Genomic DNA, 12,502 nt, shown 5'->3' with positions numbered 1-12,502 from the left:
CGTAACCCGACAACGTTGGCTCCGCTAATCCGACCTACGCGACCTGCAACGCCAACTCGTGCGGCTCGATAAACCGCTCATGCGTACCATGCCAGCCGCAGGCGAACGCGCCGCCGACGGCGCCGTGGCGCATCGCCAGCTCCAGCGGCGCGCCGCGCAGCCAGGCGGCCAGGAAGGCGGCGACGAAGGAGTCGCCGGCGCCGTTGCTGTCGACGACGGGACGCGGCAGCGGCGCGCACGGGAAGTGCCGCGGCGCTTCATCGCCGCGCGCCAGCAGATAACTACCGCGCTCGCCGGCCATCGCCACCACCGCCCGCGCCCTGCCGTCGCGCAGAATCCTCGCCATGACGCCGCCGACCCGCTCGCCCAGCGCCGCCGCGCCGACGAACACCAGCTCCGAGCGCAGCGCGAAGTCGAGGTGGTACGGGTTCTCGCCGTCCCAGTCGTGCAGGTCGGTCGAGGTGCTCACGCCGAGCGCCTGGGCGTCGTCGTACAGCTCGCGCACCCAGTGCATGATGGAGAGGTGCGCATGGCGCGCCGCGCTCAGGTGCGGCAGGTAGAATTCGCGCGGCATGCGCAACTCGTACGGATGGCGGCCGTCGTACATCGACAGGCGCCGGCCCTGCGGGTCGATCAGGTTGACGCTGCGGCGGGTGCCGCTGTCGTGCACCAGGTGGCTGAAGTCGAGGCCGCGTTCCTGGTAGCGCGCCAGAATCAGTTCGGCCTGGCGGTCGGCGCCGATGAAGTCGATGAACTTGGTGCGCAGTTGCAGCGCCAGGCAGCCGAGGGCGACGCCGTTGCCGGTGTGGGCGACGTAGTCGCGGATGGCCGGCACGTGCAGCGAGTCGGCCGCCGGCAGGGTCAGCGAAGGCACTTGCACGATGGTGTCGATGCCGACGCCGCCGACGACCAATACGTCGTGGCTTGTTGTCATGGTGATTGCTCCGTTAGCTTGTCGTAGGTCGGATTAGCGTAGCGTAATCCGACAATGTTGGCCGAAGCGAGACGCAGTGCTGCGGGCTAACCCGACTTATATTTGAGGGCGCGGGCGCCTCGCGTTATGGCGCCGCTTCCAGCAGCAGGGCGCCGTCGGCGCGCAGGCTGACGGCGCCGTCGCGCACCGTCGCCGCGCGGCCGCTGTAGGCGTCGCGCACTTGCGCGCCGTCGGCGAAGACGCCGTGCACCTTCAAGGTCAGCTCGCCGATGGCGTCCGGCGCCACCAGCACGCGGTCGCCCGAGGTCGCGTCGACGCGCGAGAACAGATACGGCTGCTGGCCCAGGCGCTTGTGCGCGCCGCGCGCCAGGGCGAGGTGGCGCGCGCGGAACTGGCCGAGCTTGCGCGCGTGCGCCAGCAGCGCCTCGTCGGGCCGCTCCCAGTTCATGTCGGAGCGGGTGTTCTGCTGGGTGTCGCCGTCCGGCGCGGCGCCGGGCTGGCGGCCGCTTTCGTCGCCGTAGAACAGTTGTACGCCGCCGGGCGCCAGCAGCAGGGCGCTCAGGCCATGGCGCAGGTTCTCGCGCGGGAACAGCAAGGTGTCGTGCGAGGAGATGTAGGACAGGATGTCGTAGCGCGGCCCCTTGCCGAGCAGGCCGGCGTAGCGGCGGTACTCGGCGTCGACGGCGTTCCAGTCGCCGCCGGCGCGGTGCTGGAAGTCGAAGTTGATCATCGAGTCGAAGCCGGCGTCGTGCCAGCCGCTGCGCTCGGGGCCGTGGTCCCACGCTTCGCCGGTCATCCAGAACGGGGCGTCGTCGATTTTCTGTTGCGGGTGGCGTTTTTTCCAGTCGGCCAGCGCGGCCGTCGATGCGCTTTTCAGCGCGCGCCAGCTGTCCGGCTCGACGTGCTTGACGGTGTCGCAGCGGAAGCCGTCGACGCCGTATTCGCGCACCCACTCGCTCAGCCATGAGACCAGGTAGCCGCGCACGCTGGTGCCGGGCAGGGCGCGCGCGCCGCTGCCGGCCTTGTTTTGCAGGATGGGCGGCAGGCCGACCGCTGTCGGGCTGTCGGTGCGGAAGTCGGCCAGGTAGGCTAGTTGCATGGTGAAGTCGTCGCCGCCGCCCTCCTGGTAGCCGGGCAGGCCGGCGCGCACCCAGTCGGGCCCCCACCATTGGGCGAAGTCGAAGTTGTTATAGTCGATATAGCCGTGGTAGTCGGCCAGCGTGGCCTTCTCGTGGCCCTTCCACAGCACCGGCACCTGGTATTCGGCCAGGGTGCCGATGTCGGCGTAGCCGGGGTGGTTCATGACGACGTCGAACAACACCCGCACGCCTTGGGCGTGGGCGGTGTCGATCAGCGCGCGCAGTTCGTCTGGCGTGCCCATGTTGGCGTCGAGGCGGGTGTAGTCGAGCGGCCAGTAGCCGTGGTAGGCATAGTGTTTGAAGCTCTGTTTGCCGCCCACCACCCAGCCGTGGATTTGCTCGTACGGCGCGGTGATCCACAGGGCGTTGACGCCCAGCCCGGCGAAGTAGCCGTCGCGCAGCTTCTGCGTCAGGCCGGCCAGGTCGCCGCCGTGGAAGGTGCCGGCCTCGCCGGCGCCGTCCGGGCCGCGGCCGTAGGAGCGGTCGTTGCCGGGGTTGCCGTTGGCGAAGCGGTCGGTGACGGCGAAGTAGACGATCGGGTTGGCCGCGAAACCGGCGGCCGGGGCCACGGGGGACGCCGAGGCGGCCGGATCGGCCAACCCCGCCAGCAGCGCCAGCAACGGCAGCAGGCGCAAGCGGGAGCGGAGGGCGGGGCCGCGTGATGTACGCATGTCAGCCTTTCACGCCGCCGGCGGTGAGGCCGGAGATCATCCATTTTTGCGCCAGCAGGAACACCACCGTGATCGGCAGGCCGGACAGGATGGCGGCCGCGGCGAAGTCGCCCCACAGGTACTTTTGCTCGTACAGGAAGAGCTTGGAGCCGACCGCCAGGGTCAGGTTGTTTTGTTCGTGCAGCAGCACCGAGGCGATCGGGTATTCGATGATGGCGCCGATGAAGGCCAGCAGGAACACCACCATCAGGATCGGCACCGTCATCGGCAGCAGCACGTAGACGAAGGTTTGCCACGGGCTGGCGCCGTCGACCTTGGCCGCCTCCTCGATTTCAACCGGGATGGTTTCGTAGTAGCCCTTGATGGTCCAGATGTGCATGGCGATGCCGCCGGCGTAGGCCAGCACCAGGCTGCCGTGGCTGTCGATGCCGAGCCACGGCACGTAGGCGCCGATGGTGTCGAAGATGGCGTAAATCGCCACCAGCGCCAGCACCGCCGGGAACAGTTGCAGCAGCATCAGCGTGCTCAGGGCCTGCGCCTTGAAGCGGAACCGCATGCGCGCGAAGGCGTAGGCGCAGGTGGTCGACAGCAGCAACGTGACGGCGGCGGTCATGGTGGCGACCTTGATCGAGTTCCACAGCCACAGCAGCACCGGAAAGTCGGGCTCGACCAGGGCGCCGTTCGGCCCCTGGTAGGACATGCCCAGCGCCAGGCGCCAGTGCTCGAAGCTGATTTCGGCGGGGATCAGGCTGCCCGCGGCGAAATTGCCGGGGCGCAGAGAGATCGACAGTATCATCAGGAAGGGGAACATCACCAGCGCGATCAGCGCGATGACGGCGACGTGCGCGGCGAGGATGCGCCAGCGGTTGGATCGGTCTACTACGATTGCCATGGTGCGCTCCTGTTAAGCTTTGTTCATGCGCGTCAGGCGCATGTTGACCAGCGAGATGGCTGCCACCAGCAGAAAGATGATGGTGGAGATGGCCGCCGCCAGGCCGAAGTTCTGGCCGGAGTCCTCGAACGCGATGCGGTAGGTGTAGGACACCAGCAAGTCGGTGGTGCCGGCCGGCAGCTTGGTGTCGAGGAAGTCGGGGCGGCCGCCGGTCAGCAGGCTGATCAGCACGAAGTTGTTGAAGTTAAAGCCCAGGCTGGCCACCATCAGCGGCGTCAACGGCTTGATGATCAAGGGCATGGTGATCTTGAAGAAGTTCGTCAGCGGGCCGGCGCCGGCCAGCGCCGAGGCTTCGTACAGGTCGGCCGGAATCGCCTTGATCAGGCCCATGCAGACCACCATCATGTAGGGGTAGCCGAGCCAGGTGTTGACGATCAGGATCATGGTCTTGGCCAGCGTGGTGTCGGAAAACCAGGCCGGCTTGATGCCGAAGAGGGCGTCGAGCACCAGGTTGATTTCGCCGAAGTTATTGTTGAACAAGCCCTTGAACACCAGGATGGAGATAAAACCCGGCACCGCGTACGGCAGGAACAGCAGGGTGCGGTAAAGGCCGCGGAATTGCAGCGCGTCCCAATTCAGCAACACGGCCAGCGCCATGCCCAGGCCGGTGGTGGTGGCGACGGTGATGGTCGAGAACACCACGGTCCAGACGAAGATGCGCAGGAACGGCTCGCGGAAGGCCTGGTCGGCGAAGATGCGGGCGAAGTTGGCGAAGCCGACGTTGACCTTGAAGCCGGGTTCCAGCGATTCGCCTTCCGGGCTCTGGTAGAAGCCGGTCTGGAAGTTCGGTTTGATCAGCTCGCCCGTGGCGAGCTTTTTCAGGTTGCCGTCCGCGGCGGCGGCGTAGACGTGGGCGATCGGGCCGAACTCGCGCAGGCTGACCATGCGCAGCTCGATCTTGTTGGGCATGACCAGCGTCAGCATTTTCAGCTCGGCTTGCTGCTCGATGACGTCCTTGAGCCCCAGCGGCTGGCCCGGCAGCGGCGTTTGCAGCGGGTCCAGCGGCGCCACGTCGACCTTCAGCGGCACCTTGCGGCGCAGCGCCAGCGGGCCGCTGAGGAACAGTTCATTGGTGTCGGCGCGTTCGAGCTTGATGCGGAACTGCTTGCCGTCGCCGTACAAGGTCATGGCGTAGCCGCCGCTGTCGGTGCGCTGGGTTTCGTCGAGCAGGTACTGGGTCGCGCGTTCGAAGGTCAGCAGGTTCTTCGAACTGAAATTGGTGAAGCCGATCGACACCGTGTAGACCAGCGGCAGCAGGACGAACACCATCACCGCCGCGACGCCTGGGAACAGGTAGCGGTAGGCGTAGGCGCGGCTGGAGGTGAAGATATACCCGGTCAGCGTCAGCGCGCCGAGGCAGATGCAGGCCAGCATGGTCTGGCCGGTGGAGTAGAGCATGAACAGCAGATACAGACCCAGCGCCAGGCTGATTGTCAGTATCGAAGGACCGATAAACTTGCGCACGATTTTTTACCTGTAAAGATGGGGCGGAGTCTGCCCTTAATGGCGTTAAGTTAGCGCGTCGTAGGTCGGATGAGCGCAACGCGTAATCCGACCTACCAAAGCTGGCTAACTTAGTTCACGCTAGTGATGCGCTTGGCGGCGGCGTCCAAGCCTTCTTTCGTGCCTTGGCGGCCCTGGGTGATATTTTCCAGCGCCGATTTCATCGACGACCAGAAGCGCCCCATTTCCGGATTGTTCGGCATAGGACGGCCCGCTTGCGCGCTTTCCATCGTCGCCTGGATGTTCGCGTTGGTTTTCAGCTCGGCGAACAGGGCCTTGTTGGCGGGCGTGCCCAGCGGGACGTCGGCGTTGATGGTTTTCAGGCCGTCAATCGCCAGCATGTGGTTTTCCAGGAATTCGGTGGCGATTTCCTTGTTCGGGCTGGCCTTCGAGATCATCGCCCCCAGCACGCCGATGAACGGCGAGGCGGCCTTGCCGCCGACGGTGGGGATGTTGGCGACGCCGAAGTTGATCTTCGACTTGCGCGCGTTGTCCCACGACCACGGGCCGTTGATCATCATCGCCACCTTGCCCTGGTTGAAGCCGGCTTCCATGTCGGCGTAGCCGGCGCCCTTCGGCATCGCGCCGCTGTTGATGAGGTTCATGATGGCGTCGACGCCGGCCGTCGCGCTGGCCGAGTTCACGCCGGTCTTGGCCGCGTCATAGTGGCCGTCGGCCTTCAGGTCGAAGGCGGTGGCGCCGCCCGCCGCCAGCAGCGGCCAGCTGAAGTAGGTGTTGGTGTAGTCCCACAGGATGGCTTTCTTGCCCTTGGCCGCCAGTTTTTTGTCCAGCGCGGCCAATTCCTCGAAGGTTTTCGGCGGGTTCGGCACCAGGTCCTTGTTGTAGACCAGCGAGACCGCCTCGATCGACATCGGGTAGCCCCAGGTCTTGCCGCCGACGGTGAAGGCGGCCCAGGCCAGCGGCAGGATGGCGTTGCGCGCTTCCTTGCTCGGGGTCAAAGGCTGCAACAGGCCGCTGTCGATCCAGGCGCCGATGCGGTCGTGCGGCCAGACCCAGATGTCCGGGCCCTTGCCGGCGGCGGCGGCTTGCTGGAACTTGGTCGGCGCGTCTTCCGGATGCTCGACGACGACCTTGACGCCGGTTTTCTTGGTGAATTCCTCGCCGACCTTGGCCAGGCCCTTGTAGCCCTTGTCGCCGTTGATCCAGATCAGCAGCGTGCCGGCTTCGCCGGCGTGCGCCAGGCCCACGCCCATGCAGCCCAGGCCGCTCAGCGCGGCGAACATCAGGCTAGTCTTGAACAGCGTGCGTTTTGTGGTCGATACCATGGTTTCGTCTCCGATTGTTTTTTATGTCGAGGCTGTGAAAAAAACGGGTCGAGCGGCGCTCGTTGCATTCAACCCGCCAGAAGAAATTAGCGGCAGGCGCGTCCCTGCTGGTCGAACACGTGCAGCCGCGGCGGCGTCACCGTCAGGAACACCGCCTGGCCCTGGGCCCAGTCGGTTTCCGGATCGGCGCGCACCACCAGCGGCTCGTCGGCGCCGGCCACCGCCACGTACAGGTAGCTGATGTCGCCCAGTTTCTCGACCGCGTGCACGGTGGCGGGGATGCCGCCGGCGTCGTGGCTGGCGCTGACGTGCTCGGGCCGCGCGCCCACCGTCACGGCGCTGCCGGCGGCCAGGGTCTGGCCGATGGCGGCGCTGACGCTGCCGCCGGCGGCGGTGGCGATCACGCAACTGCCGGCGGTGGCGCTTTGCACGGTGCCCTTGAGGAAGTTCATCCGCGGCGAGCCGAGGAAGCCGGCCACGAACAGGTTGTCGGGGTGGTGGTACAACTCCAGCGGCGCGCCGACCTGCTCGATGCGGCCGGCGTTGAGCACGACGATGCGGTCGGCCAGCGTCATCGCCTCGACCTGGTCGTGGGTCACGTAGATCATGGTGGCGCCCAGCTCGCGGTGCAGATTGGCCAGTTCGATGCGCATCTGCACGCGCAGCGAGGCGTCCAGGTTCGACAGCGGCTCGTCGAACAGGAACACGTCGGGTTTGCGGACGATGGCGCGGCCGATGGCGACGCGCTGGCGCTGGCCGCCGGACAAGTCCTTCGGCTTGCGTTCGAGCAGCGGCTCGATGCGCAGCACCTGCGCGGCGCGCGCCACCGCCTCCTGGATCTGCGCCTTGTTCATGCCGGCCAGCTTCAGGCCGAAGGCCATGTTCTCGGCCACGCTCATGTGCGGATACAGCGCGTAGCTCTGGAACACCATGGCGATGCCGCGCTTGGCCGGCGGAATCTGGTTCATGCGCACGGCGCCGATGTGCAGGTCGCCGGCGCTGATTTCCTCCAGGCCGCAGATGACGCGCAGCAGGGTCGACTTGCCGCAGCCGGACGGACCGACGAAGACCACCAGTTCGCCGTCCTCGATCTGCAAATCGATGCCGTGCAGGGTCTGCACCTCGCCGTAGGATTTTTTTATGCCCGATAACTTCAGTCCTGCCATGTCTTCCTCGCTGTTCTCGTTCCGGCGCGGCTGGCGCCACGCTCTGTATGGGATTGCTTTTCGCGGCGGCGCTTGTCGGCTTACGCCCCGCGGGCTCACCCGACCTACGTGAAGCGATCTCCGTGGCGCCCGGGGCCGCCGATGTTACTTGGCCACCTGCCCAAACCAGCCGCCGTACGCCGGCAGCGCCACGCTGGCGCCCTCGGCCGCGCCGCGCAGGCCGTGGCCGTCGAGCGCCACCGCGCCGGCCGCTTGCGGCCAGTCGAAGCGCACCGCCGCGCCGCCCAGGTTGAAGGCGGCCAGCACGCTGGGCGATCCGGCCAGGTCGCGGCGGAGGGCCAACACCGGTTCTGGCGCGTCGAAGAAGACGATGTCGCCGAGCGCCAACTGGGCCACGCCGCGGCGCCAGGCCAGCACCTTGCGGGCGAACGACAGCGGCGAGTCCGGCCCGTCTTGCTGGTCGACGGCGCGCGCGAGGTGTTGCGGCGGCACCGGCAGCCACGGCGCGGCGCTGCTGAAGCCGGCGTGCGGGCTGCCGGCCTGCCACGGGATCGGCGTGCGGCAACCGTCGCGGCCCTTGAATTCCGGCCAGAAGGTGATGCCGTACGGATCTTGCAGCACCTCGAACGGCAGGTCGGCCTCGGTTAGCGCCAGCTCGTCGCCCTGGTACAGGCAAGGCGTGCCCTTGAGCGCCAGTTGCATCGCCAGCACCACCTTGGCCAGTTCCGGCGAGGCGTCGGCGCCGCCCCAGCGCGTCATCACGCGGGCGCTGTCGTGGTTGCCAACCGACCAGGAGGCCCAGCCGTCGGCGACGCGCGCCTCGAACTGCTCGACCTGGGTGCGGATGTGCGCGGCGGAGAACTCCGACGTCAGCAGGTTGAAACTATAGGCCATGTGCAGCTTGTCGCCGCCGGTGGTGTAGTCGCCCATCACCGCCAGCGAATCGTCGGCGCCGATCTCGCCGATGGCGATGGCGCCGTATTCGTTGAGCAGGCTGCGGATGTTTTGCAGGAAGGGCACGTTTTCCGGCTGGGTCTTGTCGTAGATGTGCGCCTGCATGCCGTACGGGTTGACCGACGACACCATGGTGCTGTCGCGCAGCGCCGCCGGCGGATTGCTGCGCAGCTGCCGGTCGTGGAAGTGGAAATTGCAGGCGTCCAGGCGGAAGCCGTCGACGCCGCGTTCCAGCCAGAAGCGCAGGTTGTCCAGGTGGGCTTGCCGCACCGCCGGTTGGTGGAAGTTCAGGTCGGGCTGGCTGGTCAGAAAATTGTGCAGGTAGAACTGGCCGCGGCGGGCGTCCCATTGCCAGGCCGAACCGCCGAACACCGACAGCCAGTTGTTCGGCGGCGTGCCGTCGGCCTGCTGGTCGGCCCAGACGTACCAGTCGGACTTGGCGTTGTCGCGGCTGCGGCGGCTTTCAACGAACCACGGATGCACGTCGGCCGAGTGCGACAACACCTGGTCGATCATGATTTTCAGTCCCAGCGCGTGGGCGCGCGCGACCAGTCGGTCGAAATCGGCCAGCGTGCCGAACAGCGGGTCGACGTCGCAATAGTCCGCCACGTCGTAGCCGAAATCCTTCATCGGCGAGGTGAAGAACGGCGAAATCCAGACGATGTCGACGCCCAGGCCGGCGATGTAGTCGAGCTTGGCGGTGATGCCGGGCAGGTCGCCGACGCCGTCGCCGTTGCTGTCCAAAAAGCTGCGCGGGTAGATTTGATAGATGACGGCGCTGCGCCACCAGTCGGCGGCTGGGGTGGCGGGTGCGGTGGCGGTGCTTGGCGTAGGATTCACTCTGTCAGCGTTTCTATAAAAACTAGCCGGTATGCTTACCGGATAGTTCGGTTGGTCGGAGGTCGCGCTTCGGAACTAGCCAAAGCGCTTTGGGCATGAATTTAGTATAGTTCAAAGCGCTTTGGAAAGTAAAGATATTTACACGTCATTTTGTTGTGAAACGCGCCGCGGTGTTGTCGGTCGGATGAGGGCGGCGTAATCCGACGCCGAGCCGCTGTCGACGCCAGTCGGTTTATGCCCGATGGGCTAACCCGACCGACGAAAACGCACCCGGCCGGCGTTGCGGCTCGCTTAGTTGCCGGGCGCCGGTCCCGCCGTCTCGCCCGGCAGCAGTACCGGTTGCCACAGTTGCTGCAACTCCGACGCCGGGGTGCCGTCCATTAGCGCGAACAGCATCTCGATCATCTTGGCGCCGGCGCGGCGCGGTTCGGGCTGGTGCACGGTGGTGACGTTGTAGCCGGCCAGCGAATCCTCCATCGCGCCCCAGACGATCAGCGACAGGTCGCGGCCGATGTCGACGCCGGCGTCGAGCAGCGCGCGCACCGCGCCCACGCCCGACATGTGGTTGTCGACGATGACGGCGGTCGGCCGCGGCGTGCGCGCCAGCAGGCGCTGCATGGCCTGGTAGCCGGCGCGGCGGTCGTGCGCGTTGTCGATCAGGTTGTCCGGGTCGACCGCCAGGCCGGCTCGCAGCATCGAGGCCTGGAAACTGTCGACGCGCTGGCGTACGAAGGTCATGTCGGGCGTCGCGCTGATCAGGCCGATGCGCTGGTGGCCCAGCGCCAGCAGGCGCTCGACCGCCAGGCGCATGCCGGCCTCGTTGTCGTAGTCGAACCAGGCGTGCGGCTGGTTCAGCAGGGTGCGCCCGTGGGTGACGAAGGGCAGCCCCTGTTGCGCCAGGTAGGCGATGCGCTCGTCGTAGGGTTTGGTGCGGCCGACCACCAGGCCGTCGACGCGACGCCCGGTGACCATCCGCTCGTAGGAGCGAAATTCGTGCGACGGCGAGGACGGCGCGATGATCATGTCCATGTCCTGCGCCTCGAGCGCCTCCGACATGCCGCCGACGATGTCGATGAACATCGGGTCGGCCAGGTCGTTCGGCTGCAGCGGGTAGATGATGCCGACCACGTTGGTGCGGCCCACGGCCAGGCTGCGCGCCATCGGATTGGGCCGGTAGCCGGCGGCCTTGGCGGCGGCCAGCACCCGTTCGCGGGTGCGTTCGCTCACTTCCGGGTAGCCGTTCAGGGCGCGGCTGACCGTGGTTTCCGAAATTCCGAGGTTTTTGGCGAGATCTTTTAAATTCATGGGCGAAGCGTTAGGGTGATGTCGCCGGCCGGATCGCGCAGCGGTTGCGGGCGGGGGACTGGAGCCGACAGTTTATCTGAAATTTGCCAAAGCTTTCCACATTGCCAATCTGGCAGTGGAGGGAGGCCGGCGCGCGGCGCGGTCGCTGGCGGGGAGGGCGAGCGGCGCGATGGCGCTGTCGCTTGCTGCGGACGAAAAAAACGCGCGGGGGACCGGGGTCGCATCGCTGCGCGCCCCGGGCCGTCGGCCCGCCTCCGCAGACCGGAGCCGGGCGCACCCGCGCCAAAGAAGGATACAACCTAAATCCACTACGTGAAGCCGCCGGGGCGCGGGGCAGCACCCGCGCATCCCTCCGGCGTGTTACCTACTGCAATCGAACGCTGCACAGCGCCGGCCCGCGAAGGCCGGCCCATTCTGTTACCACCAAGCCTCGACCTGGAAACCGAGCGAGCTGCCGCTGGTCTTGCCGCCGAACACGCCGGTGCTCGACAGCGCGTCGCCGGCGCCGGCCGCCGCCTGCGCCGCGTCGTTCCACTTGGCGTAAGTGTAGAAGGCGCGCAGCACCGGACGCGACCAGAAACCGTTGCCGGCCGCCAGTTGCGGGGCGATCGTAAACTTGCTCAGCTTGCGGGTTTTCTGGCCGTCCGGCTTGACCTGGTCGAAGCCGAGTTCGGCGGCCAGGCTGTAGTTGTCGGCGAAGTGGTAGACCGGACGCACGCCGGCCGAGGTCCACTTGCTGTGGCTGCCGCCGTTCTTCTTGTCTTCGTAGACGAAGGTGGCCATGCCGGACCAGTCGCCTTTCGGCTGAACCATGATCTGTTCGGTCAGGCGGGTCACCTTGTCGTCCTTGGCGCCACCCAGGTTGATGCCGCCGGTGGTGGCGCCGCTGCCGCTACCGTATTGCAGGGCGACCTTGTTGAAGCCGCCCAGCAAGTTGCCCTGGGTGTGCATGGCGGTCAGCAAGTGGCCCCCGGCGATCGCGGCGGCGCCTTCGGCGTTGCGCTTCTGGTTGATTTGCGCGCCGAAGGTCAGTTCGCCGTCGGGGTTGAGCTTGATGCCGGACAGGCGGATGTCGTGCGCCAGCGCGGTGCGATTGGCGTCGCCGCTGTCGGCGGTGCGCACCACGGCGTAGGCCAGCTTGGCCGCGCCGAGGTCGATGTTTTCAAGGCCGGCGCCCGGACCGCTGTTGTTCCAGAAATAGTAATCGGTGATGTGCACGTCCTGGCGCTCGTAGTAGCGCTTGCCGACCCAGGCCTTGGCGTTGGCCATGGCGCCAGTGCCGATGTGGTCGGCCACCACGTTCAGTTCGCGCCACGATGGCGAAGCCTGTTCCCAGTCCTGGTTTTGCGCCACCGAGAAGGCGAGCAAGGTGTTGACGCGGAAGGTGGTGCCGTTGGCCGCCTTGAACGCTTCGCCGCCGAACTTCAGTTCGCCGTAGGTCTCGCATTCGTTGCCGAGGCGGTATTTCGACGAGGCGCCGGCCAGGCCGAAGCAGGCTTCCTTGCCGCCTTCGCCGCTGGTGCCGAAGCCGGAGCGCACGTAGCCGCCGAAGTCGATCGGCAGGCCAGCTTGCGCGGCCGATGCGCCCAGGGCCAGGGCCAGCGCGGCTGGCAAGGTTTTCATGAAGTGTCTGCTCATTTTTCTCTCCGATGGTTTTTTTAAGTTATGGATGGCGTGCGCCACGCTCCGGCCGCGCGCCGTCCCGGTTTCGTACCGGGATCGACATCTGCGCAAGTCAAAGCGCTTTGAATA

At 66.7% G+C, this 12,502-nt stretch carries 9 protein-coding genes; all 9 read right to left on the bottom strand.

Features of this window, described 5'->3' with window-relative positions:
- Positions 1-34: 34 nt before the first annotated feature.
- The 9 genes from JANGC3_RS0109390 to JANGC3_RS0109350 all read right to left on the bottom strand — a co-directional run bounded on the left by JANGC3_RS0109390 (position 35) and on the right by JANGC3_RS0109350 (position 12,388).
- Positions 35-934 carry a carbohydrate kinase family protein gene (locus JANGC3_RS0109390; RefSeq protein WP_026132770.1) on the bottom strand — a complete coding sequence of 300 codons (900 nt, stop codon included), beginning with the start codon at positions 932-934 and terminating at the stop codon, positions 35-37.
- 124 nt (positions 935-1,058) lie between these two features.
- On the bottom strand, positions 1,059-2,744 hold the full coding sequence (locus JANGC3_RS0109385) for an alpha-amylase family glycosyl hydrolase (protein ID WP_051068261.1): 1,686 nt from the start codon (positions 2,742-2,744) through the stop codon (positions 1,059-1,061).
- 1 nt (position 2,745) lies between these two features.
- Positions 2,746-3,636 (bottom strand): maltose ABC transporter permease MalG, encoded by an 891-nt coding sequence (gene malG, locus JANGC3_RS0109380; RefSeq protein ID WP_017876231.1) that lies wholly within the window; start codon positions 3,634-3,636, stop codon positions 2,746-2,748.
- Between the two features lie 12 nt (positions 3,637-3,648).
- Positions 3,649-5,160 carry a maltose ABC transporter permease MalF gene (malF, locus tag JANGC3_RS0109375; RefSeq protein WP_017876230.1) on the bottom strand — a complete coding sequence of 504 codons (1,512 nt, stop codon included), beginning with the start codon at positions 5,158-5,160 and terminating at the stop codon, positions 3,649-3,651.
- A gap of 110 nt (positions 5,161-5,270) precedes the next feature.
- Entirely contained in the window at positions 5,271-6,485 is a 1,215-nt protein-coding gene (gene malE / locus JANGC3_RS0109370; RefSeq protein ID WP_017876229.1) for a maltose/maltodextrin ABC transporter substrate-binding protein MalE, read from the bottom strand.
- A gap of 86 nt (positions 6,486-6,571) precedes the next feature.
- Positions 6,572-7,651, bottom strand: coding sequence for an ABC transporter ATP-binding protein (locus JANGC3_RS0109365; RefSeq protein WP_026132769.1), 1,080 nt, complete (start codon positions 7,649-7,651; stop codon positions 6,572-6,574).
- A 144-nt stretch (positions 7,652-7,795) separates the two neighbouring features.
- Positions 7,796-9,445 carry an alpha-amylase family glycosyl hydrolase gene (locus JANGC3_RS0109360; RefSeq protein ID WP_017876227.1) on the bottom strand — a complete coding sequence of 550 codons (1,650 nt, stop codon included), beginning with the start codon at positions 9,443-9,445 and terminating at the stop codon, positions 7,796-7,798.
- 291 nt (positions 9,446-9,736) lie between these two features.
- Complete coding sequence (locus JANGC3_RS0109355; RefSeq protein WP_017876226.1) at positions 9,737-10,750, bottom strand: substrate-binding domain-containing protein; 1,014 nt, start codon at positions 10,748-10,750, stop codon at positions 9,737-9,739.
- A 417-nt stretch (positions 10,751-11,167) separates the two neighbouring features.
- The gene (locus JANGC3_RS0109350; protein ID WP_026132768.1) at positions 11,168-12,388 is read right to left on the bottom strand and encodes a maltoporin; all 1,221 of its coding nucleotides are present in this window, start codon (positions 12,386-12,388) and stop codon (positions 11,168-11,170) included.
- Positions 12,389-12,502 lie beyond the last annotated feature (114 nt).

Origin of the sequence: Janthinobacterium sp. CG3 (genome assembly GCF_000344615.1) — a bacterium.
Classification (GTDB): domain Bacteria; phylum Pseudomonadota; class Gammaproteobacteria; order Burkholderiales; family Burkholderiaceae_D; genus Janthinobacterium.
This window is presented reverse-complemented; position numbering and strand designations above follow the sequence as displayed.